The sequence below is a fragment of the Stenotrophomonas sp. 112478_Sma genome, from assembly GCF_056479905.1.
The window spans coordinates 2,333,667-2,360,203 of the sequence record NZ_CM151072.1 but is presented as its reverse complement, the minus strand read 5'-3'; the positions used below and the strand labels follow the sequence as shown (position 1 = coordinate 2,360,203).

25 protein-coding genes are annotated in these 26,537 nt (G+C 67.6%); 7 read left to right on the top strand and 18 right to left on the bottom strand.

The window, feature by feature from the left end:
* Positions 1 to 39: 39 nt before the first annotated feature.
* The 6 genes from blaL1 to ACZK08_RS10875 all read right to left on the bottom strand — a co-directional run bounded on the left by blaL1 (position 40) and on the right by ACZK08_RS10875 (position 6,695).
* Positions 40 to 906, bottom strand: a complete 867-nt coding sequence (gene blaL1 / locus ACZK08_RS10900; protein ID WP_065182325.1) for a L1 family subclass B3 metallo-beta-lactamase — start codon at positions 904 to 906, stop codon at positions 40 to 42.
* A gap of 85 nt (positions 907 to 991) precedes the next feature.
* A complete protein-coding gene (locus ACZK08_RS10895) occupies positions 992 to 1,633 on the bottom strand; it encodes a response regulator transcription factor (protein ID WP_065182324.1) in 642 nt (213 codons plus the stop codon).
* Complete coding sequence (locus tag ACZK08_RS10890; protein ID WP_065182323.1) at positions 1,626 to 2,681, bottom strand: sensor histidine kinase; 1,056 nt, start codon at positions 2,679 to 2,681, stop codon at positions 1,626 to 1,628. Before ACZK08_RS10890 ends, ACZK08_RS10895 begins: the two co-directional genes overlap by 8 nt.
* Positions 2,682 to 2,800: 119 nt before the next feature.
* Positions 2,801 to 3,541, bottom strand: coding sequence for an MgtC/SapB family protein (locus tag ACZK08_RS10885; protein WP_065182322.1), 741 nt, complete (start codon positions 3,539 to 3,541; stop codon positions 2,801 to 2,803).
* Between the two features lie 30 nt (positions 3,542 to 3,571).
* Complete coding sequence (mgtA, locus tag ACZK08_RS10880) at positions 3,572 to 6,331, bottom strand: magnesium-translocating P-type ATPase (protein ID WP_065182321.1); 2,760 nt, start codon at positions 6,329 to 6,331, stop codon at positions 3,572 to 3,574.
* Positions 6,332 to 6,395: 64 nt separating this feature from the next.
* On the bottom strand, positions 6,396 to 6,695 hold the full coding sequence (locus ACZK08_RS10875; RefSeq protein ID WP_065182320.1) for a hypothetical protein: 300 nt from the start codon (positions 6,693 to 6,695) through the stop codon (positions 6,396 to 6,398).
* A 374-nt stretch (positions 6,696 to 7,069) separates the two neighbouring features.
* Between ACZK08_RS10875 and ACZK08_RS10870 the strand changes: the two genes are divergently transcribed.
* From ACZK08_RS10870 to ACZK08_RS10855, 4 genes are read left to right on the top strand one after another with little or no spacing between them, the layout of a single operon-like run.
* The gene (locus ACZK08_RS10870; RefSeq protein ID WP_053515919.1) at positions 7,070 to 8,251 is read left to right on the top strand and encodes an efflux RND transporter periplasmic adaptor subunit; all 1,182 of its coding nucleotides are present in this window, start codon (positions 7,070 to 7,072) and stop codon (positions 8,249 to 8,251) included.
* On the top strand, positions 8,248 to 11,361 hold the full coding sequence (locus tag ACZK08_RS10865) for a multidrug efflux RND transporter permease subunit (protein ID WP_065182319.1): 3,114 nt from the start codon (positions 8,248 to 8,250) through the stop codon (positions 11,359 to 11,361). Before ACZK08_RS10870 ends, ACZK08_RS10865 begins: the two co-directional genes overlap by 4 nt.
* Complete coding sequence (locus tag ACZK08_RS10860; RefSeq protein ID WP_053515914.1) at positions 11,358 to 12,047, top strand: heavy metal response regulator transcription factor; 690 nt, start codon at positions 11,358 to 11,360, stop codon at positions 12,045 to 12,047. The genes ACZK08_RS10865 and ACZK08_RS10860 overlap by 4 nt, the downstream gene beginning before the upstream one ends.
* Complete coding sequence (locus tag ACZK08_RS10855) at positions 12,044 to 13,405, top strand: heavy metal sensor histidine kinase (RefSeq protein WP_065182318.1); 1,362 nt, start codon at positions 12,044 to 12,046, stop codon at positions 13,403 to 13,405. Before ACZK08_RS10860 ends, ACZK08_RS10855 begins: the two co-directional genes overlap by 4 nt.
* Before the next feature lie 9 nt (positions 13,406 to 13,414).
* Here ACZK08_RS10855 and pip read toward each other — a convergent pair whose 3' ends face one another.
* Positions 13,415 to 14,374, bottom strand: coding sequence for a prolyl aminopeptidase (gene pip / locus ACZK08_RS10850; protein ID WP_065182358.1), 960 nt, complete (start codon positions 14,372 to 14,374; stop codon positions 13,415 to 13,417).
* A gap of 61 nt (positions 14,375 to 14,435) precedes the next feature.
* On the opposite strand from pip, the gene ACZK08_RS10845 reads away from it, so the two are divergent.
* The gene (locus ACZK08_RS10845) at positions 14,436 to 15,539 is read left to right on the top strand and encodes a DNA glycosylase AlkZ-like family protein (RefSeq protein WP_065182317.1); all 1,104 of its coding nucleotides are present in this window, start codon (positions 14,436 to 14,438) and stop codon (positions 15,537 to 15,539) included.
* Between the two features lie 37 nt (positions 15,540 to 15,576).
* Here ACZK08_RS10845 and ACZK08_RS10840 read toward each other — a convergent pair whose 3' ends face one another.
* The 3 genes from ACZK08_RS10840 to ACZK08_RS10830 form a co-directional block, all read right to left on the bottom strand.
* The gene (locus ACZK08_RS10840) at positions 15,577 to 16,137 is read right to left on the bottom strand and encodes a mechanosensitive ion channel domain-containing protein (RefSeq protein ID WP_065176095.1); all 561 of its coding nucleotides are present in this window, start codon (positions 16,135 to 16,137) and stop codon (positions 15,577 to 15,579) included.
* Between the two features lie 5 nt (positions 16,138 to 16,142).
* Entirely contained in the window at positions 16,143 to 17,009 is an 867-nt protein-coding gene (locus ACZK08_RS10835; RefSeq protein ID WP_065182316.1) for a glucose 1-dehydrogenase, read from the bottom strand.
* A gap of 102 nt (positions 17,010 to 17,111) precedes the next feature.
* Positions 17,112 to 17,381: a sensory rhodopsin transducer gene (locus ACZK08_RS10830; protein ID WP_478452178.1), complete on the bottom strand. Its 270-nt coding sequence runs from the start codon at positions 17,379 to 17,381 to the stop codon at positions 17,112 to 17,114.
* 144 nt (positions 17,382 to 17,525) lie between these two features.
* Between ACZK08_RS10830 and ACZK08_RS10825 the strand changes: the two genes are divergently transcribed.
* Entirely contained in the window at positions 17,526 to 18,542 is a 1,017-nt protein-coding gene (locus ACZK08_RS10825; RefSeq protein WP_231107780.1) for a TIGR03885 family FMN-dependent LLM class oxidoreductase, read from the top strand.
* On the opposite strand, the gene ACZK08_RS10820 is transcribed toward ACZK08_RS10825, so the two are convergent.
* Positions 18,512 to 20,098 (bottom strand): alpha-amylase family glycosyl hydrolase, encoded by a 1,587-nt coding sequence (locus tag ACZK08_RS10820; protein WP_065182314.1) that lies wholly within the window; start codon positions 20,096 to 20,098, stop codon positions 18,512 to 18,514. The two genes, ACZK08_RS10825 and ACZK08_RS10820, sit on opposite strands and share 31 nt — an antisense overlap.
* 161 nt (positions 20,099 to 20,259) lie before the next feature.
* On the opposite strand from ACZK08_RS10820, the gene ACZK08_RS10815 reads away from it, so the two are divergent.
* The gene (locus tag ACZK08_RS10815; protein WP_065182313.1) at positions 20,260 to 21,051 is read left to right on the top strand and encodes an exodeoxyribonuclease III; all 792 of its coding nucleotides are present in this window, start codon (positions 20,260 to 20,262) and stop codon (positions 21,049 to 21,051) included.
* Between the two features lie 44 nt (positions 21,052 to 21,095).
* On the opposite strand, the gene ACZK08_RS10810 is transcribed toward ACZK08_RS10815, so the two are convergent.
* The 7 genes from ACZK08_RS10810 to ACZK08_RS10780 form a co-directional block, all read right to left on the bottom strand.
* Positions 21,096 to 21,290, bottom strand: a complete 195-nt coding sequence (locus tag ACZK08_RS10810) for a hypothetical protein (RefSeq protein WP_065182312.1) — start codon at positions 21,288 to 21,290, stop codon at positions 21,096 to 21,098.
* Positions 21,259 to 21,918, bottom strand: coding sequence for a DNA-3-methyladenine glycosylase (locus ACZK08_RS10805; protein WP_065182311.1), 660 nt, complete (start codon positions 21,916 to 21,918; stop codon positions 21,259 to 21,261). Before ACZK08_RS10805 ends, ACZK08_RS10810 begins: the two co-directional genes overlap by 32 nt.
* 69 nt (positions 21,919 to 21,987) lie before the next feature.
* Positions 21,988 to 22,947: a cation diffusion facilitator family transporter gene (locus tag ACZK08_RS10800; protein ID WP_053515898.1), complete on the bottom strand. Its 960-nt coding sequence runs from the start codon at positions 22,945 to 22,947 to the stop codon at positions 21,988 to 21,990.
* A 70-nt stretch (positions 22,948 to 23,017) separates the two neighbouring features.
* Positions 23,018 to 23,629 (bottom strand): AprI/Inh family metalloprotease inhibitor, encoded by a 612-nt coding sequence (locus tag ACZK08_RS10795; protein WP_065182310.1) that lies wholly within the window; start codon positions 23,627 to 23,629, stop codon positions 23,018 to 23,020.
* A 136-nt stretch (positions 23,630 to 23,765) separates the two neighbouring features.
* Entirely contained in the window at positions 23,766 to 24,023 is a 258-nt protein-coding gene (locus ACZK08_RS10790; protein ID WP_065182309.1) for a hypothetical protein, read from the bottom strand.
* Entirely contained in the window at positions 24,020 to 25,372 is a 1,353-nt protein-coding gene (locus ACZK08_RS10785) for a hypothetical protein (protein ID WP_065182308.1), read from the bottom strand. The genes ACZK08_RS10790 and ACZK08_RS10785 overlap by 4 nt, the downstream gene beginning before the upstream one ends.
* A gap of 21 nt (positions 25,373 to 25,393) precedes the next feature.
* Entirely contained in the window at positions 25,394 to 26,533 is a 1,140-nt protein-coding gene (locus ACZK08_RS10780; protein ID WP_478452174.1) for an SPFH domain-containing protein, read from the bottom strand.
* Positions 26,534 to 26,537 lie beyond the last annotated feature (4 nt).

Sequence of the window (26,537 nt, the reverse complement as noted above, 5' to 3'; positions counted from 1 at the left end):
GGTCGCTGCTGCTGTGGCGGCTCACAGGCCGCCACGGCTTCAGTGCGCGTTGTCGCGTTCCCTGGCCAGCTGTGCCTCGAAACTGCGCTCGGCTGAATCCGCGTAGGCGCTGCAGCGCATCGCTGCAGCACTGGCCTTGGCGCCTGCGGCATAGTCCCAGCCGCTGGCGCCAGGATGCGGGGTCAACAGCACGTCGCAGGGCAGGCGGCGCACGGTCGCGAAGCTGCGGCGATAGTCCTCGATCAGGTGCGGATAGCGGGGATTGCCCTGCAACCGGTAGCCCGGCGCACTGAGGCTGTCCGCATAGGCAATGCGTACCGGCCTGCCATCGCGGGTGTCGTTCCAGGTCCAGGCGGTGCTGCCCGGTGTGTGACCCGGCATGAAATGCGCGGTGAAGTGCATTCCGCCCAGCGACACGACCTCGCCGTCCATCAGGATGCGGTCGGCATTGGCCGGAGGGAAGGTGATGTCATCGCCGAAGTGCAGATCGTTGCTGCCCCCGCGCGCCAGCAGGACGGCCGTTTCGGCGTTGCTGGCGATCTGCGCGCCGGTGCGGCGCTTGAGTTCGGCCACCGCACCGGCGTGGTCGGCATGGGCATGGCTGAGCAGGATCCAGCGCAGCTGCTGCGGTGCGACGCCGCGCTGCTGCAGGTTGGCCAGCAGGTGATCGGCCATCTGCGGCATGCCGCCATCGATCAGCACCGCGCCGTCGTCGGTCTGTACCAGCAGTGCGGTCAGGTTTTCGGTGCCGATCTGCCAGGTATGGTCGGCGATCTGCAGCGGCCTCATCGGCTGCAGCCACGAAGCATCCACCGTGTAGGCCCGCAGCTGGGGCAGGGGCGGCTCTGCTGCATGTAGCGGCGGGACCGCCACGGCAAGGACGAGGGCAGGCAGGAAAGAGCGCATCGTGAAGGTTCGCTGGGAGGAGGCGCAGAAACTAGCATGGGCCTCGTCGGCCGCGTTCCGCATAGATTTCATGGCTCCCATAAGGCTAGTCCAGCCCGGCCCGCAGCCGGTCGTACAGGCGGACCAGGTCGACCAGCGTGCGCGCGCCCATCTTGCGCATCACCTGGGCGCGGCGCACCTTCACCGTGATCTCGCTGACGCCCAGGTCCGCAGCGATCTGCTTGTTGAGCCGGCCCCGGACCACGCCATCCACCACGTCGCGCTCGCCGGCCGACAGCGACTCCCAGCGCTGCTGGAGGGCGCCCAGTTCGTCGCCTTCGCGGCGGCGCTGGCGATCGATGCCGATGCCCTTGTGGATCGCATCCAGCAGTTCCTGGTCGCGGAAGGGCTTGGTCAGGAACTCGATCGCACCGTCCTTGATCGCGTTGACACCCATCGCGATGTCACCGTGGCCGGTGATGAACACCACCGGCAGGTGCAGGCCACGCTGGCGCATGCCGCGGTGGAATTCCAGGCCGCTCTGGCCCGGCATGCGCACATCCAGCACCAGGCAAGCGGGTGCATCCAGCAGCGGTTGTTCGAGGAACGCCTGGGTGGACGCGAAGCCCCGTACCTGCAGGCCCATCGAGGCCAGCAGATCCTCCAGCGCCGCGCGCACCGAGGGATCATCGTCGATCACGTACACGATGGGCGCCGGCTCGACGGCCGGTGCAGCGGGTCTACGCATGGCGGTCCCCGATGGCAACAGGCAGGTCGAACACGAAGCAGGCGCCACCGCCGGCAACGCGTTCCGCGCGGATGTGGCCGTCATTGGCCTCGATCATGGAGCGGCTCAAGCTCAGGCCCAGGCCGAGGCCGCTCGACTTCGTGGTCCAGAACGCCTCGAACACGCGCTCCGGCTGTTCCGCCGGCAGGCCGATGCCACGGTCGCGCACGCTCAGGGTGATCCGTTGCCCGTCGCGCCGGCTCAGCAGTGACAGCCGGCGTTCGGCCACCGCTACGCCTTCCATCGCATCGACGGCATTGAGAATCAGGTTGCCGATCACCTGCTGCACCTGCACGCGGTCGGCCTGCACCGGCGGCAGGTCCGGCTCCAGCAGCAGGGCCACGGTCACCCCATGCTGGTCGAGTTCGCTGCGCGAGAGCGCAAGCATTTCCTCCACGGCCTGATTCAGGTCGAAGGTGTCGCGCTGGGGTGCCGCACCCCGGGGCAGTCCGCGGATGCGGGCGATCACATCGCCGGCACGATGCGCGTCGGCGAGGATGCGTGACAGCGCCTGCCGTGCCTTGTCAACATTCGGCGGTTCCTGCGCCAGCCAGCGCTGGCAGGCGTCGGCGCTGCTGGCAATGGCCGCCAGCGGCTGGTTCACCTCATGCGCGATGGACGTGGTCAGCTCGCCGACGGTGGACGCGCGGGCGACCCGCAGCAGGCGTGCCTGTGCCTCCTGCACGGCCGCCTTGGCGGCTTCCATCTTCAGCGCCAGCCAGGTGGTGATGGCGACCACCAGCATGCCGATCACCGAATTGACCAGACCGATGCGGTAGGTGCCGAAACGCGTCAGCACGAAGCTCAGGCCGGTCAGGGCGACACAGGCCACGGCCAGGGCCAGCAATCCGCGCGGCGAAAGCACCCGCGAGGCTGCCAGGATCACCGCCGCATAGAAGCAGGCGGCTGCCACCGCGTAGTCGGTCAACGTGTCGAGCAGGAAGATCGCCACTACGGAGACGATCAAGGCCAGCAGCACCAGTGGACGGCGGGACGACAGCGAAGGCATCGGGACAGCTCCCTGGCGGGATGGAAAGGATAGCAAAGCTGGTTCTGCCTCCCGTGGCTGGGCGTGTGCACCTGGACGGCAGCGGCTGCCGCGCTGCACGTGCGCGCGATGATCTCGCGTCACTCCTCCAGGCTGGCATTCCAGAACCCCTGCAGGACGCCGGGCGTGGTGGATAACGCCGCCAGGACCGCATCCAGCTCGTCGCCGTCGGCGGTGGTGGCATACAGCACCGCTTCGATCTCCACATCGCGCTCGCCGAAGGGATGGTGGTCCACCGCGCGCACGGGGTACTGGGCCTGTTCCAGCAACAGCAGCAGGCGATCCAGTACCTCGGCCTGCTGTTCGCGCTGGCAGACGACATTGATGGCATAGATGGCTTCGCTGAACGTCTCCGGCAAGGGCTGCCGCTGGATGCGGTTGACCACCGGCCGCAGCAGCGTGTTGGCGGCGAGCACGAACAGCGTGGCCATCACCGCCTCCGGCAACAGCTTGATGCCGGCACAGGCCCCCACTGCCGCCGAGCCCCACAGGGTGGCGGCGGTGTTCAGGCCCGAGACCTGCGCGCCCTCCTTCATGATCGCGCCCGCGCCCAGGAAGCCGACACCGGAGATCACGTAGGCGACCACGTGCAGCGGCGACGGCGGCCCGCCGTACAGGTCGTGGAAACGGACAGCCAGGTCGACGAACACCGCTGCGCCGACGGCCACCAGCGTGTTGGTGCGCAGCCCTGCGGTACGTTGGCGCAGCTGGCGCTCCAGGCCGATGGCGGCACCGAGGACGAAGGCGGTGGACAGGCTCAGCAGCGAGCCGAGCGTGGCGCCGGCGTTGAACGCGGGCAGGTTCAGGTTGATGGCGGACATCGGGATCTCCCCAGGCACGGCCGGCAACGCCTACTGCCAGCCGTAGCGACGGATGTAGAGCTTCTTCAGTGCAGTGGTCAGTGCGGCATAGCCGAACAGGATCGCCACCAGGAACGGCCAGTACCCTGCCGGCAGGGCCTGCAGCCTGAAGTAGGCGGCCAGCGGGCTCATCGGCAGGATCACGCCCAGGGCCATGATCAGTCCCGTCATCAGCAGCAGCGGTGGCGCGGCGATGCTCTGCAGGAACGGCAGCTTCGGCGTGCGGATCATGTGCACGATCAGGGTCTGGGTCAGCAGGCCGACGACGAACCAGCCTGACTGGAACAGGCCCTGGTCGGCGGGTGTGCGAGCGTCGAACACATACCACATCAGGGCGAAGCAGCTGAGGTCGAAGACCGAGCTGATCGGTCCGAAGAACACCATGAAGCGGCCGATGTCCGTCGGGTTCCATTTCAGCGGCTGCCGCACCAGTTCCTCGTCCACGTTGTCGAACGGAATGGCGATCTGCGAAACGTCGTACAGCAGGTTCTGCACCAGCAGCTGCAGCGGCAGCATCGGCAGGAACGGCAGGAAGGCGGACGCTACCAGCACCGAGAACACGTTGCCGAAGTTGGAGCTGGCGGTCATGCGGATGTACTTGAGCATGTTGCAGAAGGTGCGCCGGCCCTGGATCACGCCTTCCTCCAGCACCATCAGGTTCTTTTCCAGCAGGATGATGTCGGCCGCTTCCTTGGCGATGTCTACGGCGCTGTCGACGCTGATGCCGATGTCGGCGGCGCGCAGCGCGGGCGCATCATTGATGCCGTCGCCGAGAAAGCCGACCACCTTGCCCTGCGCGCGCAGCTGGCGTACCAGTCGTTCCTTGTGCAGCGGCGTCAGGCGGGCAAACACGCGGTGGTGCTGCAGGGCGTGTGCCAGCGCTTCATCGCCCATGCGTTCGATCTGCGGGCCGGTCAGGATCGTGTCCGCGTCGAGTCCGACCTGGGCATAGACACGGGCGGTGACCAGTTCGTTGTCGCCGGTGAACACCTTGACCTCGACGCCATGCATCGCCAGTGCCTGCAGTGCCTGTGCAGCCGATTCCTTGGGCGGATCAAGAAAGGCCACGTAGCCGATCAGGGTCAGTCCACATTCGTCGGACTGGGTGTAGGTCGCCTGCTGCGCGCTGGTTTCCTTCATCGCCACCGCCACCACCCGCAGGCCCTGTTCGTTCAGTTCCTCGGTGGTCTGCCGGACCCGCGCCAGCCGCCGTTCGTCCAGTGGCATGTCGTGGCCGTTCTCGCGCACGGTGGAGCACACCGCGAGCATCTCCTCGACCGCGCCCTTGCAGATCAGCTCATGGTGATTCCCGCATTCGGATACCACGACCGACATGCGGCGGCGCTCGAAGTCGAACGGTATCTCGTCCACCTTCCGGTAGTCCTGGCTCAGGCGCAGCGAGCTCTGCAGTTCCACGTGCTCCAGCACGGCGCGGTCCAGCAGATTGATCAGGCCGGTCTGGAAGTGGCTGTTGAGATAGGCGAACTTCAGCACGTCTTCCGAGTCACGGCCGAACACGTCGGTATGCCGTTCCAGGGCGATCCGGTCCTGGGTAAGCGTGCCGGTCTTGTCCGTGCACAGCACGTCCATCGCACCGAAGTTCTGGATGGCGTCCAGGCGCTTGACGATCACCTTGCGGCGCGACAGCAGCACCGCCCCCTTGGCCAGGGTGGAGGTGACGATCATCGGCAGCATTTCCGGGGTCAGGCCGACCGCCACCGACAGGGCAAACAGGAAGGCTTCGGTCCAGTCACCCTTGGTCCAGCCATTGACCAGCAGCACGAACGGCACCATCACCAGGGCGAAGCGGATCAGCAGCCAGCTGACACTGTTGACCCCGGCCTGGAAGGCCGTGGGCGCACGGTCGCTGGCGATGCTGCGCTCGGCCAGAGTGCCGAAATAGGTGCGGTTGCCGGTAGCCAGTACCACCGCGGTGGCCGTGCCGGAGACCACGTTGGTACCCATGAACAGCAGGTTGTGCTGATCGAGCAGGCCGGCCTGCGCATCGCCCGGATGGGCGAACTTCTCCACCGGCAGTGATTCCCCGGTCATGGCCGCCTGGGCCACGAACAGATCCTTGGCCGACAGCACCCGGCAGTCGGCCGGAATCATGTCGCCGGCCGAGAGCACGAGGTGATCGCCGGGTACCAGCTCGCGGATCGGCAGGTCCAGCAGCCGTGAGGGCCGCCGGCTGTGCAGGTGCGCACCGAAGTACTGATCGGCCAGGTCTGCCGCTTCCGTTCCAGGGGTGCGCCGCAGTACACGCGCCGTGTTCCCCACCAGTGCCTTCAGCCGTTCAGCGGCGCGGTTGGAACGCCCTTCCTGGACGAAGCGGATCAGGGTGGACAACAGCACCATCGCGCCGATCACCACCGTGGCCTTCGCATCCTCCGTCAGCCAGGAGACCGCTGCCAGCACGGTCAACAGCAGGTTGAACGGATTGCGGTAGCACTGCCACAGGTGGCGCCACCACGGCAGCGGCTTTTCGTGATCGACTTCGTTCGGGCCGAGGGCGGCCAGCCGTTCGTCCGCCTCGTGCTGGCCCAGGCCATCGGCGTGCGAGTCCAGCCTGCTCAGCAGGTGCGCTTCATCGAGCTGCGCCAAGGTGACCAGGCCGGCGGTGAGGTTGAACGGTACGCTTCCGCTGTTGCCGGGACCGAAGCCGGCTTCGGGCATCGCCCGGCGCCGGAACAGGTTGCCGGCGCGCCGGCTGCGCAGGAAAGCGTTGAACCAGGCATTGAGCAGGCTCATGGGGAACTCCTTGATGGGGCCGGCGCAGGACCGGCACGCAGGGGGCAGGGCGTCGCGTCGCCGTTCAGGCGGAGCGCAGGGCCAGTACGTCAGGCGACCAGGGCTGCATGCGAAGGCGCTGGCTGCCGCCGATGCACAGCGGCTTCATCGCGTCGCGGAGGGGGTAGGGCAGATGGCGCAGGACGCTGATGCGCTCGCTGATCGGCAGCAACGAAAGGACGTCGGCCACCACGCGTGGCGAGCCCAGCGCCAGCGAACGGGCAAACAGCACTGGGCCATGCACCCACAGCTGGCTGCGCAGGGCGGTGACATCGCGCGTACCCATCAGGCGGCGCAGGGTGATGTAGAGGGTCTTGCAGGACATGGGGGCACTCTCCAGGCAGGTGCGCCTGGCGGCCCCCGCACTCACGCAGGCAGGGACCGGCCGCCAGGCGCCCGGTACGGGCGGAAACAGGCAGGCAGGGGCGCGTTGCGCCCGGCAGGGTCGGGATCCATCGGCGTCTCCGTGCAGGTGGGAAGGGGCTGCCGGGCGCGTTTCCCGGCGGTGGTGCCATTGTCGGCCGCTGGCCGGGCACGGCCTAGAGGCCCGTGGGTTAGCGTCGCTATACCTTGGTATAGCGGCCGCAGTCGAAGCTGACGGAATTGTCAGGCAGGCGACAGCATGGTGCCGGAGGTTGCCACCCAGGATGACGGCAGGCCTGCGCAGACCGGCGCGGGCACCGGATTGGACCCCCTGCCATGCGATTGCCTGATGTCACTGCGCTGCTGCGCCGCCGCCACCTCGCGCTGGGAGCGGCACTGCTGGTTGCCCTGTTGCTGGCGATGTTGTTCCACGGCGTTTCCCGCGGCGACGCACAGCCCAGCGCAGCACCGCCACCGGTACCGGTGGTCACCACGCGCGTCGAGCAGCGTGATGTCCCGCACTGGCGAAGCGGCGTCGGCACGGTGCAGTCGCTGCAGAGCACCGTGCTGCGCCCGCAGGTGGATGGCGTGCTGACCGAAGTGCTGTTCGAGGAAGGGCAGAAGGTGCGCAAGGGGCAACTGCTCGCGCGTATCGATGATCGCGCCATCCGTGCCGGTCTGGGCGGTGCACAGGCGGCGCTGGTGCGCGACCGCGCCACGCTGGACGCGGCGCGCTCGGATCTGTCACGGCTGCAGCATCTGTCCAGCGACCAGCTGGTGTCGCGGCAGATGCTGGAGCAGCAGGCCGCCACCGTGCAGCAGTTGCAGGCCACCGGCCGCGGCAACCAGGCTGCGGTGGACGCAGCGCAGGTGCAGCTCTCGTATACGCGCATCGTGGCGCCGATGGACGGCCGCATCGGTCTGCGCCAGGTGGATCCGGGCAATCTGGTGCGCGCCAGTGACACGCAGGGGTTGGTGACCGTGCAGCAGACCGATCCGATCTCGGTGGTGTTCGCGCTGCCGCAGGACGCGCTGCCGCAGCTGCGACAGGCGCTCGCCGCAGGCGGCGCACAGGTGCAGGCACTGGACCGCGAGGGTGGCCAGCTGCTGGCTGAGGGCACGTTGCAGGTGATCGACAACCAGGTGGACGAGGCCTCCGGTACGGTGCGGCTGCGCGCGCGCTTCAGCAATGCGTCCGACCAGCTGTGGCCCGGACAGCTGGTCAGCGTGCGGGTGCGCACCGGCCAGAGCACGGGCGCGCTGGTGCTGGATGCCGCGGCGATCCAGCGTGGCGTGCAGGGCAGCTTCGTCTACCGCGTGGTCGCTGATGGCAGCGTGGAATCGCTGCCGGTCACGGTCGGTGAACAGGACGGCGGGCAGGTGGTCGTGCAGGGTGAGCTGCGGGTCGGCGATGTGGTGGTACGCGATGGACAGTCGCGGCTGCGGCCGGGCACGGTGGTGGCCGAGGCCAAACCCGCCGCGGCGCCTGCAGCGGTCCGGCGCGGGGCGGCACCGTGAGCGCGCGCACCTCGCTGTCCAGCTGGTTCGTTCATCACCCGGTCGCCACGACCCTGTTGACCCTGGCGGTGGTGCTGCTGGGCGTGGCAGCATTGCCGCGCCTGCCGGTGGCGCCGTTGCCGGAGGCTGAGTTCCCGACCATCCGGGTCAATGCCAATCTGCCCGGTGCCAGCGCCGAGACCATGGCCTCGGCGGTGGCCACGCCACTGGAAACCCAGCTGACGGGCGTGCCCGGCATCATCGAGATGACCTCGACCAGTGCACTGGGCAGCACTTCGATCACCCTGCAGTTCGATCTGGAAAAGAACATCGACACGGCCGCGCAGGAAGTGCAGGCGGCGATCAACGCCGCCGCCGGCCGCCTGCCCAGTGAACTGCCGAACATGCCGACCTGGCGCAAGGTGAATCCGGCCGACAGTCCCATCCTGGTGCTCAGCGTGGTGTCGACCCAGATGTCGATGACCGAATTGAGCGATCTGGCCGAGAGCCGACTTGCACGCTCGATCAGCCAGATCAGCGGCGTTTCGGAGGTCGGCATCGTCGGCCAGCAGCGTCCGGCGATCCGCATCCAGGCCCAGCCGGAGCGGCTGGCGGCGATGGGCCTGACCCTGTCCGACCTGCGTGGCGTGGCGCAGAACGCCAGCCTCAACCAGGCCAAGGGTGCACTGATGGGCGAGCAACGCACGTCCACCTTCGAAGCCAACGACCAGCTGTTCAGTGCCCAGGACTACCGGCGCCTGGTCGTTGCCTATCGTGACGGCGCACCGGTGGTGCTGGGTGATGTCGCGCAGGTGGTCGACGGCGCCGAGAATGCCTACGTGCAGGCGTGGCCCAACGGCCAGCCTGGGGTCGGCCTGATCATCAGCCGGCAGCCCGGCGCGAACATCGTGCGCACCACCGATGCGGTGCTGGCCGCCTTGCCGGAACTGAGCGCGAACCTGCCGGCCAGCGTCGATGTGGAGGTGCTCAACGACCGTACGCGCACCATCCGCGCGTCGCTGCACGAGGTGGAGCTCACCCTGGTACTGACCATCGTGCTGGTGGTGCTGGTGATGGGCCTGTTCCTGCGCCAGCTTTCCGCCACGCTGATCGTCGGCGCGGTACTGGTGGTCGCGCTGGTGGCGACCTTCGCCGCGATGTACGTGGCCGGCTTCAGCCTCAACAACCTGACCTTGGTGGCACTGGTGGTTGCGGTCGGCTTCGTGGTCGACGACGCGATCGTCGTGGTGGAGAACATCCACCGTCACCGCGAGGCCGGGCTCGGTCCGGTGGACGCCGCCCTGAAGGGCGCCGGCGAAATCGGCTTCACCGTGGTCTCGATCAGCCTGTCGTTGATTGCCGCCTTCATCCCGCTGCTGTTCATGGGCGGGGTGGTCGGGCGCCTGTTCGCCGAGTTCGCGCTGACCATCACCGTGGCGATCCTGATTTCCATCGTCGCCTCGCTGACCCTGGCACCGATGATGGCCGCGCACCTGATGAAGCGCATGCCGGCGCACCGGGACAGCGAGCGGACCCTGGCCGGGCGCCTGCTGGCCGGCTACGACCGCAGCCTGCAATGGGCCCTGCGCCGCCAGCGGCTGGTGCTGGCGGGCTTCGGCCTGACCGTGGCGGTGGCGGTGGCCTCGTACATAGTGATTCCCAAAGGCTTCTTCCCCCTGCAGGACACCGCCTTCGTGTTCGCCACCACCGAGGCGGCGCAGGACATCGGCTACGAGGACATGGTGGCCAAGCACCAGCAGCTCGCGCGCATCGTTGCGGATGATCCGGCCCTGCAGGCCTACAACCACGCGGTCGGTGCCACTGCCGGCAGCCAGACGCTGTCCAACGGCCGCTTCTGGTTCGTGCTGAAGGACCGCGGCGACCGCGATGTGGACGTGCACGGCTTCATTGACCGGGTGCGGGCGAAGATGGCCAGCGTGCCCGGCATCACCGTGTACATGCGCGCGGCGCAGGACGTCAATCTCGGCGCCGGGCCGGCGCGGACGCAGTACCAGTACGCCCTGCGCGGACAGGACAGCCGCGAACTGTCGCAGTGGGCCGAGCAGCTGACCGAGCGGCTGCGGGGCCTGCCGCAGCTGCGCGACGTGTCCAATGACCAGCAGGTCGGCGCCAGCGTGACCCGGCTGGAGATCGACCGCACGGCAGCGGCGCGCTTCGGCCTGACCGCCAACGACATCGACCAGGTGCTCTACGATGCCTTCGGCCAGCGCCAGATCAACGAGTTCCAGACCGAAACCAACCAGTACCGGGTCATCCTGGAAATCGCGCCGGGCATGCTGGGGCAGGTCGATGCGCTGTCCTACTTCCACCTGCGTTCGCCACTGACCGGGCAGATGGTGCCGCTGTCGGCCGTGGCCCAGGTGCAGCCTCCGGGCAATGGTCCGCTGTCGATCAGCCACAACGGCATGCTGCCGGCGGTGAACCTGTCCTTCAATCTTGCCCCCGGCGTTTCACTGGGCGAAGCGGTCGGCCTGGTGGAGCAGGCGCAGGCGCAGATCGGCATGCCTGCCAGCATCAGCGGCCGCTTCCAGGGCACGGCACAGGCCTTCCAGGAGTCGCTGGCCAGCCAGCCGCTGCTGATCCTCGCGGCCCTGCTGGCGGTCTACATCATCCTCGGCGTGCTGTACGAGAGTTTCGTGCACCCGCTGACCATCCTGTCCACTCTGCCGTCGGCCGGCATCGGCGCGGTGCTGATGCTCTGGCTGTGGGGGCTGGACTTCTCGATCATGGCGCTGATCGGCATCGTGCTGCTGATCGGCATCGTCAAGAAGAACGGCATCCTGATGGTCGACTTCGCCCTCGACGCACAGCGCAACCGCGGGCTGGCGCCGCTGGAGGCGATCCACGAGGCCTGCCTGACCCGGTTCCGCCCGATCATGATGACCACGCTGGCCGCGTTGCTCGGTGCCATTCCGCTGATGATCGGTTTCGGTACGGGTTCGGAACTGCGCCAGCCGCTGGGCGTGGCGGTGGTCGGTGGCCTGCTGATCAGCCAGCTGTTGACCCTGTACAGTACCCCGGTGATCTACCTGGCCCTGGACCGCCTGTTCCTGCAGCGTCGCCGCGAGCGCAGGGAGGCGGCGGGCGCTGCCCTGGCGGACCCTGGATGAAACTGCTGATCGTGGAAGATGAAGGCAAGACCGCCCATTACCTGCGCACCGGCCTGGGCGAGCAGGGCTGGGCGGTGGATCTGGCTGCAGACGGTGTCACCGGCCTGCATCTGGCGCGCGAGTTCGACTACGACGTGATCGTGCTGGATGTGATGCTGCCGGGCATGGATGGCTTCAGCGTGCTGCGCGAGCTGCGCCGCAGCAAGCAGACACCGGTGATCATGCTGACCGCGCGGGACCGCGTGGATGATCGCGTGCACGGCCTGGGGCAGGGCGCCGACGACTACCTGGTCAAGCCGTTCTCGTTCATCGAACTGCTGGCGCGGCTGCAGGCCCTGGTGCGGCGTGGGCGCCAGCAGGAGCCGACCGAACTGCAGGTGGGCGATCTGCAGGTGAACCTGCTGGCCCGGCGGGCCTACCGCGATGGCTCGCGGCTGGACCTGACCGGCAAGGAGTTCGCGCTGCTGGCGCTGCTGGCACAGCGGCGGGGCCAGATCCTGTCCAAGACGGTGATCGCCGCCCAGGTCTGGGACATCAATTTCGACAGCAATACCAATGTGGTCGAAGTAGCGATCAAGCGCCTGCGCGGCAAGATCGACGGCCCTTACCCGAGCAAGCTGCTGCATACCGTGCGCGGCATGGGCTACGTGCTGGAAGTGCGCGAGGACGAGGGTGGGCGGGGATGAGGATGTCGATCGCCCAGCGCCTGTCGGCGATGTTCGCGCTGGCCGCATTGCTGGTGTTTGCGCTGCTGGGCGTGGGCGTCTATGGCGTGCTCGAGCGGCAGGTGGTGCGCTACCAGCATGCGGAACTGCAGACCAAGCTGCACGCGGTCAGTGGCAGCGTCGCGATGTGCGACAGCACCGAGCGCTGGAACAAGGTGCGCGAGAAGGTCGGCAACCTGATCTCCGGGGACCGCGACACCCTGGTCTGGGCATGGAGCGAGAACCCCACATTCCGCATCGGTCAGGCAGAGCCGCAGGTGCAGGCCCCCGGCAAGGGTGACAACGGCATGGGCACGCTGGCGCGTGAGGGTGGGCACCCGCTGCGCACGCTGTATGAACGGGTGCCGGGCAAGGGTGCGCGACCGGATGTGGACCTGTGGATCGGCATCGACTCGGAGCCCTATACGCAGGCGCTGCAGCGCTTCGGCGTTGCGTTGTGGGTGGCCGGCGGGCTGGGCGTGCTGCTGGTGGCCGGGCTTGGCTACTGGATCGCCCGGCTGGGGCTGGCCCCGCTGCGGGCGCTGTCCAACGAGGCACGCTCGCTCAGCCCGCAGCGGCTGTCGCAGCGCCTGGCCGCGCAGGGACTGCCGGCCGAACTGGGCCACCTCACGCAGGCCTTCAACGGCGCGCTGGATCGGTTGGAAGCAGCGTACACGCGGCTGGACGGGTTCAACGCGGACGTCGCGCACGAGCTGCGCACCCCCCTGGCCAATCTGATGGGACAGACCCAGGTGGCCCTGTCCCGTCCGCGTGATGTGGCGGCGCTGCAGGAGGTCATGCAGTCCAACCTGGAGGAACTGGAGCGCCTGCGTGCGATCGTCAACGATATGTTGTTCCTGTCGCGGGCCGGCCAGGGCGATATCGCGGTGGAAACGCGTCAGGTCCAGCTGGCAGACGAGGTCGCCACCGCCGGTGAATTCATGGAATTCCTGTTCGAAGAGGCCCAGCTGACGTTGCATGTCGAAGGCGACGCCACCGCCCGCATCGATCCGTCGTTGTTCCGCCGCGCGCTGACCAACCTGTTGCACAACGCCGTGCAGCATGCGCGTCCAGGCAGCGACGTGCGTGTGCAGCTGCAGTCCGAAGGCGACGGCGTGCGGGTGGCCGTGCTGAATGAAGGCAACGGCATCGCCGCCGAGCATCTGCCCCTGCTGTTCGAGCGCTTCTACCGGGTCGACCAGGCCCGTGAGTATCGGGGCGAGCGCCATCACGGGCTGGGGTTGTCCATCGTCAAGGCCATCGCCGCACTGCATGGCGGCGAAGTGTTCGTGGCCAGTTCGGACGGTCTGACGACGGTCGGCTTCACCGTGGCACGGTGAAGGAACGATTCAGCCGGGCTGGCCGAAACGGTCGGCGAAGTCGTCGGTCGCGCGCACCAGCGCGTCGGTCGTGGCCGCTTCGTTCGCACTGTGGCCGGCAATCACCATCTCCAGCCTGGCTTCCGGCCACGCCTTGGCCAGTTCCCACGCGCTGCGTGGCGGACAGATGATGTCGTAGCGGCCCTGTACGATCACCGCCGGGAGGTGGCGGATCCGCTCCACATCGCGCAGCAGCTGGCCGGGCTCAAGGAAGGCCCCGTTGCGGAAGTAGTGCGCTTCTATCCGGGCCTTGGCCAGGGTATCCATCGGGTCGCTGCTGGATTCGGCGGTCACCTCGTGCTGCAGGGTCGCAGCATTGTCCTCCCAGCCCAGCCACGCCATTGCGGCAGCAATGCGGATGGCGGGGTCCGGGCTGTCCAGGCGTGTCCAGTACGCCTGCAGCAGGTTGCCGCGCTCGTCTTCGGGAATGTGCGCTTCATAGCGGTCCCAGCGCTCCGGAAATATCCAGCGCGCACCGCCCTGCGGCTCGGAAAACCATTGGTTCTCGATGTCCCGCCCCAGATACACGCCGCGCACAATGAGGCCGGTGGCGCGGGCGGGATAGGCCTGCGCGTACGCCAGCGACAACGTCGAGCCCCAGGAGCCGCCATACACCAGCCAGCGCTCGATACCGAGGTGCTCACGTACCTTCTCGATATCGGCCACCAGTTCCTGCGTGGTGTTGTCGCGCAGTTCGCCGAACGGGGTGGAACGGCCGCTGCCGCGCTGGTCGATCAGCACGATGCGGTACCGCGCCGGGTCGAAGAAGCGACGATGCGTGGGTGAGATGCCGGCACCGGGACCGCCATGCAGATACACCACCGGAATGCCGTCGGGCGTCCCGCACTCTTCGACATGCAGGGTGTGCAGCGTGCTCACGGGCAGAGTGTGCTCGCGATAGGGCGTGATCGGGGGATACAGCGTGCGCATGATGGACGTCAGTGGACCGGGGCCTGACAGCATACCCCCGGCGCGCGCCTACAATGGCGTCATGTCCAGGCAGCCCACTCTCGACGACCTGCGCCGCTACGCGGTGGCGCGCACCCTGTTCCCGCCAACAACGTTGATGGCCGCGATCCGGCGGCTGGGCTTCGTACAGGCCGATCCGATCCGCGCGCCGGCCCGGGCACAGGATCTGACACTGCGGCATCGGGTGAAGGACTATCGGGCCGGTGACCTCGAGCGGCGTTACCCTCGCCTGCCGGTAGAGGAGGACTGCCTGGTCAACTACGGCTTCCTGCCGCGCGAGTACCTGGCGTTGATGCATCCCCGCGTCGCCCGGCGCGCATGGGACGCGGACACCGAACGCCGTGCGGCGGATGTGCTGGCGTTCGTGCGCGAACGTGGCAGCGTGCATCCGCGCGAGGTCGACCAGGCGTTCGCGCACGGCCGGGTGACCAACTACTGGGGCGGCACCAGCAACGCCAGCACGCATCTGCTGGAGGGCATGCACTATCGCGGCCTGCTGCGGGTGCAGCGGCGCGACAGCGGAACGCGCATCTACAGCGTGGCCGAGCATGCGCCGGCGGAGGACAGCGAGGACGGGCGCGTGCGGCGCGCGGCGGCACTGGTCGCGCTGATCGTGCGCAAGTACGCGCCGCTTCCATCGGCCAGCCTGACCTACCTGGCCCGGCTGCTGGGCTACGGCGCACCGCATCTGGCCGAGCAGACCCGGCAGGCGCTGAAGCTGGCGAAAGAACAGCTGGCGAGCGCTACCGTGGAGGGCACCACGTGGTACTGGCCGGCGGACGAGAATCCGCGCTCACGACGGCATGCGCCGAACGAGCAGGTACGCCTGCTGGCGCCGTTCGATCCGGTGGTCTGGGACCGTCGGCGGTTCGAGCTGCTGTGGGGCTGGGTCTACAGGTTCGAGGCCTACACGCCGGCGCCCAAGCGCCAGTATGGCTACTACGCGCTGCCGATGTTGTGGCGCGAGCAGGTGGTGGGGTGGGCCAATGTGACTGTCCGCGACGGCCAGCTTGAGCCATCGCTCGGCTATGCGGGGCGCTCACTGGCGCGCGACCGGCTGTTCCGCAGTGCGCTGGAGGACGAGCTGCAGCGCATGGCGCTGTTTCTGGCAGGCGGGCGCGGGTAGCCGTCGCCGGAAGGACCATCCAGCCGGATGCCCGGCGCTACCCGATCGGCGCCCTGCCATCGCCGCGATGACGGGTGATCCGCTGGAAGAACAATGAGTTGGGGACGCGCACCAGGCAGCCGCGTGCGCCTTCGCCGTGATCGCTGAGCGTCGTGTAGATCAGGTTGATGTCCACCACCTGGCCGCACAACCCTGGCTTGTCCACGCTGTCCAGCACTTCGATGGTGTCGTTGATCCGGAATGGACGGGTCGCCACGATGAGGAAAGAGCAGAACAGGTTGGAGAGAACGCTCCACGCGGCGAAGAACGCCACCGCACCCACCGCCATGAAGCCGGTGAGCGCCGTCCACAGTACCGAGCGCGAGACCCCCAGCCGCTCCAGCACCAGCAGCGCCGCCGCCAGATAGAGCAGCAGCGCTCCACCCCGGCGCAGGCCGACATGCAGTTCCGGCGCCAGTCTGCCGCGTCTGCGCGCTGCAAGCAGAAGCCATGCCAGCGCCCGAACCAACAGCCACGCCACGCCCAGGATCGCCAGCACTTCCGCCATCGGTACCACGGTGGCAAGCCAATCATCGACCCAGGGCGGCCACCTGTTCATCTGTGTCACAGCGTGGCGGCGCCGCCGGAGATGGTGAGCAGCGCGCCAGAGGTGTAGCTCGCGCTGTCCGATGCCAGCATCACGTAGGCTGACGCCAGTTCAGCGGGTTGGCCAGGACGTCCGAAAGGCGTCTGCGAACCGAACTGCTCCACCTCATCGGCGGACATCCCTGCGGGGATGAACGGTGTCCAGATCGGGCCCGGCAGTACGGCGTTGACGCGGATCCTGTGCTCGGCCAGCAGGCCGGCCAGGCCCAGGGTGAGGTTGGCTACGGCACCCTTGGTGGCGGAGTACGGCAGGATGTTGGGCGTCGGCCGCTTGGAGTTCACCGAGGCGGTGTTGATGATCGCCCCACCGCCACGCAGGTGTGGCACGCACAGGCGCGTAAGGTTGAACACGGCGTGCACGTTGGTATCGAACGTGCGTTTCCAGTCGTCGAGCGTGATGTCTTCGAAGTTCTCGTAATAGCGTTGGTAGGCAGCATTGTTGACCAGGATGTCCAGGCCATCGAGTTCGCTGGCGACACGGTCCACCAGCGAGCGTGCCTGTGCGGGGTCGCTGATGTCGCAGGGTACCAGCACGGCCTTGCGACCGGCCTGCTCGATCTGTTGCTGCACGTGACGGGCATCGTCCTGTTCGCCGTCCAGGAAGGCGATGGCCACGTCGGCACCTTCGCGCGCGAAAGCGATGGCCACTGCCGCACCGATTCCGCTGTCGCCGCCGGTGATGAGCGCCTTTCGACCCTGCAGCAGGCCGTAGCCGCGATAGCTGTCCTCACCATGGTCCGGCCGCGGCGTCATCTTCGCGGTCTTGCCGGGGAAGGATTGCTGCTGGGGCGGGAAGGGGGGGCGCGGATAGTCGGGCAGGGTCATCTCGGGAGCTCCTCATCGGGAAACGGCCCCAGTCTGTGCCGCGGCCGGTAAACGATCAGGCGGCGCGCTGTGGTGAGGATGTGGACGCCGCCGGCGACAGATTCACAGCGGGTGGGCGATGGTGGTCATGATGCTGTTGGCGGATTGCCGCGAATCCAGCCGCGTGTGCTGCACCACCAGGGGTTGGTCCGAGGTGATGAGCGTGGCGAAGCCGGTACCGCGCGGCACCGGTTCGGGATCATCCAGGTCATTGAAGCGCAGGTGGCGGGTGCGTCGTGCCGGAATCAGCAGCTGATAGGGGCCTGCCGGCTCGCGGTCCTCGAAGTACAGGACCAGCGTGACATGCGCATCGGTGTCGCCGGCGTTGAGCATGCAGCACGTTTCGTGACTCTGCAGGTTCCGGTGAGGGGCCGGTGCTCCAGGCCGGGATGTAGCCCTCGGCGATGGCCCAGCGTCGACGCCCGATGCAGGAGGAAGGCATTTTCATGACGTGGTTTTAGCCGTGAAGGTGTTGCCATGCTGTCCACTACCCGCGCGGAACACGTGATGACCATCGGCTACCACGCTTCCCATGAGCAGTTTGCTCCGGCCACGTTGCTGGGGCTGGCCCTGCGCTCGGAACAGGCCGGCTTCGAAGCGCTGATGTGCTCGGACCACTTCCATCCCTGGACCACCGCGCAGGGGCAGTCGGGCCACAGCTGGGTCTGGGCGGGTGCTCTGGCCGTGCAGAGCGGGTTGACGCTGGGCATGGTGACGTGCCCGATGCTGCGGCAGCATCCCGCACTGGTGGCCCAGGCGGCATCCACCCTGGAACAGCTGGCGCCCGGCCGGATCTGGCTGGCGCTCGGAACCGGTGAGGCGCTGAACGAGCGCGTCACCGGCCGGCCCTGGAATCCCAAGGGCGAACGACAGCAGGCACTGTACGAAGCGGCAGAGGTGATGCGGCGTCTCTGGGCCGGCGAACAGGTGGATCACCGTGGCGCCTTCGATGTGAGGCAGGCGCGTCTCTATAGCCGGCCGGCGTTACCGTTGCCGCTGCTGGGCGCGGCCGTCAGCGAGCAGACCGCGCGCTGGCTGGGCGGCTGGGCCGACGGCCTCATCACCATCAGCCAGCCGTTGCCGCAGCTGCGCCGCGTGGTGGCGGCCTTCGAGGAAGGCGGAGGCGCTGGCAAGCCGATGTACCTGCAGGCGAAGCTGTCCTATGCGCGCGCGGAACAAGCGGCGCTGGAGGGTGCAATGGAACAGTGGAGCGCCAACGTCCTGGCGCCGGAGCTGGCCGAAAACCTGGACCAGCCCGCGCAGTTCGAGGCACGTGCGCGATCGGTGGATGCCGGCACGCTGCGCCGTCACGTGCACGTCTCCGCGGATCCGCGCCGGCATCTGGGCTGGTTGCAGGACCTGCAGGGGCTGGGGTTTGACCGCATCTACCTGCACAACGTGAACCGGGAGCAGGACCGCTTCATCGACGATTTCGCGGCGCACGTGCTGCCGGGGCTGCGCACTCAGGACGCGTCGCCCGCCAGCCAGGCGTAGCCGTGCCCGCGCACCCGGCAACGGGTGCCATCGATGCGCGCGCCATGATTGACCACGGGTGGCAATGATGCCGTGTCCGCCAGGTCGATCTCGATCTCCTCCAATGCGAAGTTGATCAGCGCCAGCGCCTGCGCGGAACCGTCGTCGTAGGCGAGCACCAGCAGCGCAGGCGAGGGTGAGGGCTGCACATGCGGCCCCCGCTGCAGCACTGGATGGGCAGCCCGCTGCTGCAACAGTTCACGCACGCGCAGCAGCAGTGACCCCGGCGTGTCGCGCTGCGCCGCCACGCTGACCGAGCGGTAGCCGAATGGTCCGTCAGCAGGCGGAGCTCGCCACGCGTGGCGAGGATCGTCACAGAACCCTGCGCCGGGACCATCGTGCCAGTGCATCGGCATCCTGACCGCATTGCGCTCCGGCAGTTCCAGGCAGTCCCCCAGCCCGATCTCCTCGCCATAGCGGATGACCGGCACCTGGCCCAACGACAGCAGTGTAGCCCACGCCATGGCCTGCCAATCGACATCGCCGTCCAGCATCGGTGCCAGGCGGCGCCGGATGCCCCGCCGGTAGATGCGCATGCCCGGGTCAGGGGCGAAGCGCTGCATCACTTCCTCGCGCTCCTCCGGTTCCAACTGCTCAAGATCCAGCTCATCGTTGTTGCGCAGCCACGCGATGCGCGTACCGGGCGGCGCGTGTGGACCGTACTCGGCCATGACCCGGGCCACCTCGCTGGCATCACCGCGTGCCAGGGCAAGGAAGAAGTGATTGTTCAGGTGGAAGTCGAGCAGGTGCGACAGACGGCGTCCCTGGCAGATGAAGTCACCGTACTGACCGGCGCTGACATCGGCCTCGCCGATAAGCGGCAGGCCGGGTTGCTGCGCGTCAGCGGTGGCGCGCATGTCTTCCAGCAGCCACAGGCCATCGTCGCGGGGATCGGCCTGGCGTGCGCGTTCGACCATGTAGGGCACGGCGTCGACCCGGAAGCCTGCGACGCCGCGCCGCAGCCAGTGCGTCATCACCCGGTGCAGTTCGTCGCGGACCGGCGCGTGCGCCAGTTCCAGATCGGGTTCATGCCGGTAGAACATATGGCGGTTGAACGCACCGGCCTGGGCATCCCAGCTCCAGGTCGATGCTTCGATCGGCGGGAACATCGGCTGCAGCCCGTCGTCCGGCACCTCGTCACTCCACAGATACCACGGTCGCCAGTGCGGATCGCCCTGCTGCGCCGCGGCGAACCAGGGGTGCGCGCTGGCCGTGTGCTGCATGATCAGCTCGGCAATGATGCCGATGCCGCGCGCGTGCGCGGCATCGATCAGCCGCTGGAAGGCAGCATCGTCGCCCAGTCGAGGGTCGATGCGGTAGTGGTCGGTGACGTCATAGCCGCCGTCACGGCCGGCGTTGCGATAGAAGGGCAGCAGCCAGACATGGCTGACGCCGAGCCACTGAAGATAATCGAGCTTCTCGGTCACGCCGTCGAGCGTGCCCCAGCCGCGCCCTGTGCTGTCGCGGAACAGGTAGGGGTCGACCTGATAGATCGAATGCAGTGGGCGTACCGCCATGGACAGGTTCCTCCGGCGCGGCTGACGGTTGCCCAGCGTGGCGCCACAGGGGGCATGTGACTGTGAACCACATGCATCCGGAGCATGACGCGACCTCGACGGCGCCTGCATGACGGCGCAGGCACAGTGGTAGCTCTGCCCGCCGGCTTCAGGAGTTCTGCATGGCCCGCCGCAAGACGCTGCGCATCGCCACGTTCAACGTCAACGGTATCGGCACGCGCTTGCCCCATCTGCTTGCCTGGCTCGACAGGACATCGCCGGACGTGGTCGCATTGCAGGAGCTGAAGGCCACGGATGCTGCATTCCCGGCCGATGCGCTGGAACAGGCCGGCTACGGTGCACTGTGGCTGGGCGAAGCGCGATGGAATGGCGTGGCCCTGCTGGCAAGGGATGCGGTGCCGGTGGAAAGCCGGCGGCGGTTGCCGGGCGAACCGGCGGATGTGCAGAGCCGCTATCTGGAAGCGGCGGTGCACGGCATCGTCGTGGGTGGTCTCTACCTGCCCAACGGCAATCCCCAGCCGGGCCCCAGGTTCGACTACAAGCTGCGCTGGATGAAGCGCCTTATCCGTCACGCGCGCAGCCTCGTCGATCTCCCGCACCCTGCAGTGCTGCTGGGCGATTTCAACGTCATCCCCACCGAGGCCGATGTGTACGACCCGAAGGCATGGCGCCGCGACGCGCTGTTCCAGCCGGAGGTGCGCGAGCAGTTCGAGCATCTGCTCGCGCAGGGCTGGACCGACGCCCTGCGCAGCGTGCACGGTGACAGCACGATTTACACATTCTGGGACTACTTCCGCCAGCATGCCGAGCGCGACCGGGGACTGCGCATCGATCACCTGCTGCTGAACCCGATCCTGGCGGCACGCCTGGTGGATGCAGGCGTGGATCGTTGGGTGCGCCTGCAGGACAAGGCCAGCGATCATGCGCCAACGTGGGTGACGGTGCGCACCTGATCCGGATCCGGCGTTGTCTGTCGGCACTGTGGTGGGGCGTCCGCTCAGCGCGTCTGCAACGATGCCTGCAGGGCGGCGGCCAGGGCAGCATCACCTGACACCAGGTCACGCCAGCGCAGGACCACACCCTTGCGCCGGCCTTTTTCCATCAGCTTCAGGCCCTGCGGATCAAGCGTCAGGGTGTAGTGCTGGCCGTCGATCTCCAGTTCACGCCGCAGTGGCCGGTCCAGCGGCGTCATCTGCGTGCTGCCGATGCAGGCCGGGGGCGCGTGCCGAGACGTGCCGATGGCCGCGGACATGCCAGCGCCACGGAAAGTCGACGGCGCGGCTGATGCCGATCCGCGGGCCGATGACCGGGTCCGTCGGCGGAGGTGTGCCGTCGCGGGCAATGACCACACCGTGGCTGCCCGTCACCAGATCGGCACCGTCGAAGCTCTTGTCCAGGCCGAATGCCTGGGACAGCTTGCCTGGGCCGCTGGCAAGATCGCGATCGTGCCGTGCGGCTGGCCTGAGTTCCCGCATCCTGTCGATGCCCTGCACGGGCTCCGCTGCACGCAGCAGGACTGCCACGCCCTCGTGTTCCTGCCCGCACACCACGTTGCTTCCCCAGTGGATGCCGTAGCTGAAGTACACGTACAGATGCCCGGCCTCCCCGAACATGCTGGCTGTCCGCGGCGTCGGTCCTCGGTAGGAGTGCGCGGCCGGGTCCTGGCTGCCGCCGTAGGCCTCGACCTCGACGATACGGGCCGCCCGTCCATCGCTGCGTATCAGCAGCGCATTCAGGAGTTCGGGGGCGACCTCCTGCGGCGGACGCTGGTAGAAGCGGCGCGGCAGGAGCGTCCAGTGATCGGGCAGCCAGTCAGGCACGGCGGTAGCGGGTCGGCGAACGGGGGATCAGTCTGGCGCTGGCAGGGTGAAGCGGATGCGGACGCGGCGTCAATCCGGTGAACGCGGCGCGCGAAGCGCCGCACGCCGGGCGGCGTAGACTTCCGGCGTCTGCGGTTTGACGAACAGCGCCACCAGTTCCGGGTACTCACGCTTGACGGCGTTTTCGATGCGGGTGATGCAGGCTTCGATCTGCGGCGTATGCCGATCATCCTCGAACTCCGCGCTGAGCATGGCCACCACCTGCTCCGGGCCCATCTGCATGGTGGTCACGCCATTGGCGCGGCGCAGATCGGCATCGGTTTCGGCGACGGCCAGGATGCGCTCGGCCACCGCTGGATGGGCAGGCTCGCCCACCAGCAGACCCTTGGTCTCGCGTGCCAGCAGGAACGCAGTCACCGCCAGAACTGCGGCGATGCACAGCGAGGCCACGCCGTCCAAGACCGGCATGTCCAGCAGTTGCGCCGCGACCAGCCCGGCCAGCGCGAATCCGAGACCGAGCAGGGCTGCACTGTCCTCCAGAAGCACGGTGAACGTGGACGGGTCCTTGCTGCGTCGGAACGCCTCGAAATAGCCGAGCCTGCCCTTGGTGCGGCGGAACTCGCGCAGCGCCACCCACCACGACGCGCCTTCGAAGAGGATGGAAATGCCCAGCACGCTGTAGCTCAGCACATGGTGGGTCGCCGGTTCCGGCTGGCGGATGTGCTGGATGCCCTCGTATGCCGACACGCCCGCGCCTGCCGCAAACACCAGCAAGGCCACGATGAAGCTCCAGAAATACAGCTCGCGCCCGTAGCCGAATGGATGCACGGCGTCCGGCGCCTTGCCGGCCCTGCGCAGCCCGTACAGCAACAGCACTTCGTTCAGGGTGTCGACCAGCGAGTGCACGCCTTCACTGAGCATCGCTGAACTGCCGGAGATGCCAGCGGCGATGAATTTGGCCACGGCAATGGCGAGGTTGCCGGCCAGGGCGGCATAGATGACGAGGCGGGGACCGGTGGGGGCGGACATCGCAGGGCGGTTCAAGGAAGGTTGCCTGATCTTCCTGATGCTGCCGTCCCCGGGGCGTGCAGGGCGTCCGTCAGCGACCCTTCGGATTCAGGTAGAGCCGCGCGCCGTCGGACTCGCGAAAGCCAGACCACCGTCCGCCACCCGATGCACGGAAACGGCCGTACACCGTGTTGCTGGTGTCGGTCAGCAGCAACTGGTTACCGGAAAGCACCCAGCGGTTGGCCGGGAAGAATCCCTCTGGACAGCCCGCCGGCACATAGGCGCTGTAGCCGCCGAACCACTCCATGCTCTTCAGTTCGATCGTGCAGGTGTTCCCGTTCTCCTCGCCCAGCGTCCACGTGCCGAACAGGTCGCTGTCACGCAGATCGCGGGGATGGCGGCGTTCCTGGCCCCAGCGATCGGTGTCATCGGGGACGCCGATCTCCAGATCCACGCCGGTGCTCTCGCTGTTCGATTCGGAATGCGTCCGGGAATGGGTGCTGGACTGCGAGGTCATCGAGCCGCTGCTGCCGAAGGCCGTGTCATCGCTGCGCTGGCTTTGGCTCTGGGTGGTCGAGGTCTGGGTGGTCTGCGAGGTTTCGGTGCTCTGCTGGCCAAAGCCGAAGGATGCATCCTGGGCCATGACGGGAAGCGACAGGCAGCACAGCGCGGCCAGGCAGGTACGCGGGAGCAGGGCGATCATGGCGGGATGCTCGGGAGGGCGACCCGGAAAGCATGAGACCGGCAGGGTGGGAGACCGCGTGATGGTGCCATGCCGGCTGCGCAACGGCACTCGATGGCGGGCACCGTGGCGGTGCCCGTCGCCCCGGTCCCGGCCGTCAGGGCCTGGGTTTCAGCCGCGCCAAGCGTCGTCGGTACTGGTAGACGTTGTCGCCCTCGATGCGGGTGGCCTCGGTGCCGCGCACCTGGCCCACCTTCTGGTCCGAGCCGCTGACGGGCGCGGCCTGCACTTCGGTTTCATGCTCGAAGGCGTGTGATTTGTCGGTATTGCGGTAGTAGCGGTACAGCGCCCAGTACAGCGCGGTCGCGCCGGCCGGACCTGCCGCCAACAGCCAGAGGCCACTGTCGTCGCTCATGCGGTCGCCATCAGAATGAGGATTGCCACTGCTTCGATGATCGTGCCGGCCGTAAGGGCTGCCAGCAGCATCTTCCACTGCTGCACGGGCACGCTTCCCATGGTTTCGCCGGTACGCCCGTTCACCGCGATGTAGTGCAGCATGCCGCCGTTGCGGCCGGGCTGATGATAGGAGTACAGCCAGACCGGCAGGTACATGGATACCCAGCGGGTGCCATGCACGTCCAGCTGTTCCTGCTCCCAGCGGACGCCCCGGTTGTAGCCGCGCACCGACGCTTCCACCTGTGCGCGCGCGATCGACAGCAGCTGGTCCTCCAGCCGCGGGCGCAGCGTTTCGACATCGAGATTGCGCTTCTCGGACGTGAAGCCGGCCAGGTAGGACGCGTTCCATTTCACCGCGTTCTTGGTGTCGAACGGCAGAATGGCGTTGATGATGTTGTTGGTGTTGGCACTGATGTCCAGATTGCCGCGCTCGGCAGAGGATTCCAGCGGCAGATCGTCGACGGTGAAGTTCACCTGGCGCTCGATCTGGTAGACATCGGCGTCGTATACGGTGCGCTTGTTCTTCTCGCTGCCCACGGTGTATCGGCGGGTCTGGATCTCGCCCTTGCCCGCCACGGCGGCGCTGACATTGCTGTCCACGATCATGTACGGCAGGTACACGCCGACCACGTTCTCGGGCGTGAACTGATCCTTGAAGGCTTTCAGGGCGAACAGACGGCGCTTGTCGACGAACTGGCGGATGCGGGCAACCGCATCGTCCTTGCTGATGTGGAACGGCAGTACCGCATCCGGCACCGCGCCATTGGCGATCTGCTCGTTGACGCCGAACACATGCCGGCACCAGTGGCAGCGCGCCGTCATCGTGCTCTCGGTGTTGACCGTGACTTCGGCGCCGCAGCCGGTGCATTTGAAGCTCATCAGCGCCGAGGCATCGGCATCGATGTCGCGCGCACCGCTGGCAATGATGGTGCCACGCAGCTGGTCGATGTTCTCGCCCAGACCGAATGCCTCTTCCACCCGGGCGCCATGCCATTCGTGACGGCAGTACAGGCAGACCAGGATGTCTGTGCCGAGCTTGGGCCGGATATCGGTGGCGCCGCATTTCGGGCACCGGTTCAGGCCGTCCTTCAACTCGGTGGCGGAGGTGTCGATGGCCAGCGGGTCCGGAGCGTCCACTTCGTCGCGGATCGCCTGCGGCAGCTGCGAGGTGTCCAGCGGGAAGCTGCCGGGTGGGGGAGGGACGTCCCGCGGAGAGCCCGGACCGTCCAACGCCGCCCCCGGCAACGGCGGCGGTGTCACAGGGCCGGAAGCGGGCAGCGGAGGCGGTCCGTTGCGTGGATCTGACATGTGCGGTTCGCGTCCTGCGGGTTACAGGCCCAGCGCCTTTGCCTTCAACGCATCATAGTCATCCTGGGTGATCAGGCCCAGGTCCAGCATCTCCTTGGCCTTTTTCAGCTTGGCCACCGGGTCATCCGCAGCCGGGGTGGCCGGCTGCTGCATGCCGCCGACACCGAACATGCCCGATGCCATGCCGACCCCCACCAGGCCTGCCGCGCCGCCGTTCTCGCCGGCGGACTGGATGCCCTGGGCGACACTGGCCTGCAGGTTGGAGTTGCCGCGCGATCCGGCCAGCGCGTCGGCGCGCTGCACGGTCTTGAGCAGTTCACGGGTAGTGGCGTCGTATTCGATGGAGACGATCGCCGTCTTGACGATGGCCAGGCCGCGATCGCTCTGCCACTGGTAGGCCTGCTCGACGGCGGCCGACAGGCTCTGCGCGAAGCCGATCGAATCCTGCTGCAGCCGGGTGATGCGGTTGCCCTTGCCCGGATCGTTGGTGTACAGGCTGAAGGCCGGCGCCAGCGAGCCCACCACCTCATTGAACAGCTGGGTGGCGGCAGCGTTGTCCAGGTCGGTGAAGCCGAACACCTTGCCCGGTTGCAGGTAGGCTGCGGGTACGAAGTTCTTCACGAACAGGATCGGATCAACGATCTTCAACGTGTACGAACCGCGGGTGACCGCGCCGACCTGGGTGTTGAGGAAACCGTCATCCCAGTAGATCTCCGACTGGGTGCCGAAACGGTTGTCCGGCAGTTCCTTCAGCGAGACGAAGAAGGCGGCCTGCTGGCTTCCCGGCTGGCCACCGAACTTGAAGCGCTCCCAGCTCTGCTTGATGAAGGTGCTGACCAGGCCATCGCCGGCGAAGAGGGACTGCGAGTTCAGGTCGTCCGAGCGCCATTCGTATCCGCCCGGTTCGGCGACGAAGGCGGTGATCGCACCGTCCTGGAACAGCAGCAGGCCGTAGCCCTCGGGCACGACGATCTTCGAGCCGTTGCTGATGATGTTGGACGACCCGTGGGTATTGGAGCCGCGCCCGGCATTGGTGCCCTGCGGGACCGCAGCGAACAGGGCTGCGGTGGCCGGTAGGCCGGTGGGCACGGTGTAGAAGTCCTTCCACTGGTCGGCCAGAACACCACCGACCGCACCCTTCACCGCCTGTACCAGACCCATGGCC

Bases quoted from the DNA above. Each gene is read 5' to 3' on its own strand.
- blaL1 (WP_065182325.1), bottom strand. From the start codon at position 906: ATGCGCTCTTTCCTGCCTGCCCTCGTCCTTGCCGTGGCGGTCCCGCCG.
- ACZK08_RS10895 (WP_065182324.1), bottom strand. From the start codon at position 1,633: ATGCGTAGACCCGCTGCACCGGCCGTCGAGCCGGCGCCCATCGTGTAC.
- ACZK08_RS10890 (WP_065182323.1), bottom strand. From the start codon at position 2,681: ATGCCTTCGCTGTCGTCCCGCCGTCCACTGGTGCTGCTGGCCTTGATC.
- ACZK08_RS10885 (WP_065182322.1), bottom strand. From the start codon at position 3,541: ATGTCCGCCATCAACCTGAACCTGCCCGCGTTCAACGCCGGCGCCACG.
- mgtA (WP_065182321.1), bottom strand. From the start codon at position 6,331: ATGAGCCTGCTCAATGCCTGGTTCAACGCTTTCCTGCGCAGCCGGCGC.
- ACZK08_RS10875 (WP_065182320.1), bottom strand. From the start codon at position 6,695: ATGTCCTGCAAGACCCTCTACATCACCCTGCGCCGCCTGATGGGTACG.
- ACZK08_RS10870 (WP_053515919.1), top strand. From the start codon at position 7,070: ATGCGATTGCCTGATGTCACTGCGCTGCTGCGCCGCCGCCACCTCGCG.
- ACZK08_RS10860 (WP_053515914.1), top strand. From the start codon at position 11,358: ATGAAACTGCTGATCGTGGAAGATGAAGGCAAGACCGCCCATTACCTG.
- ACZK08_RS10855 (WP_065182318.1), top strand. From the start codon at position 12,044: ATGAGGATGTCGATCGCCCAGCGCCTGTCGGCGATGTTCGCGCTGGCC.
- pip (WP_065182358.1), bottom strand. From the start codon at position 14,374: ATGCGCACGCTGTATCCCCCGATCACGCCCTATCGCGAGCACACTCTG.
- ACZK08_RS10845 (WP_065182317.1), top strand. From the start codon at position 14,436: ATGTCCAGGCAGCCCACTCTCGACGACCTGCGCCGCTACGCGGTGGCG.
- ACZK08_RS10840 (WP_065176095.1), bottom strand. From the start codon at position 16,137: ATGAACAGGTGGCCGCCCTGGGTCGATGATTGGCTTGCCACCGTGGTA.
- ACZK08_RS10835 (WP_065182316.1), bottom strand. From the start codon at position 17,009: ATGACCCTGCCCGACTATCCGCGCCCCCCCTTCCCGCCCCAGCAGCAA.
- ACZK08_RS10830 (WP_478452178.1), bottom strand. From the start codon at position 17,381: ATGCTCAACGCCGGCGACACCGATGCGCATGTCACGCTGGTCCTGTAC.
- ACZK08_RS10825 (WP_231107780.1), top strand. From the start codon at position 17,526: ATGCTGTCCACTACCCGCGCGGAACACGTGATGACCATCGGCTACCAC.
- ACZK08_RS10820 (WP_065182314.1), bottom strand. From the start codon at position 20,098: ATGGCGGTACGCCCACTGCATTCGATCTATCAGGTCGACCCCTACCTG.
- ACZK08_RS10815 (WP_065182313.1), top strand. From the start codon at position 20,260: ATGGCCCGCCGCAAGACGCTGCGCATCGCCACGTTCAACGTCAACGGT.
- ACZK08_RS10810 (WP_065182312.1), bottom strand. From the start codon at position 21,290: ATGACGCCGCTGGACCGGCCACTGCGGCGTGAACTGGAGATCGACGGC.
- ACZK08_RS10800 (WP_053515898.1), bottom strand. From the start codon at position 22,947: ATGTCCGCCCCCACCGGTCCCCGCCTCGTCATCTATGCCGCCCTGGCC.
- ACZK08_RS10795 (WP_065182310.1), bottom strand. From the start codon at position 23,629: ATGATCGCCCTGCTCCCGCGTACCTGCCTGGCCGCGCTGTGCTGCCTG.
- ACZK08_RS10790 (WP_065182309.1), bottom strand. From the start codon at position 24,023: ATGAGCGACGACAGTGGCCTCTGGCTGTTGGCGGCAGGTCCGGCCGGC.
- ACZK08_RS10785 (WP_065182308.1), bottom strand. From the start codon at position 25,372: ATGTCAGATCCACGCAACGGACCGCCTCCGCTGCCCGCTTCCGGCCCT.
- ACZK08_RS10780 (WP_478452174.1), bottom strand. From the start codon at position 26,533: ATGGGTCTGGTACAGGCGGTGAAGGGTGCGGTCGGTGGTGTTCTGGCC.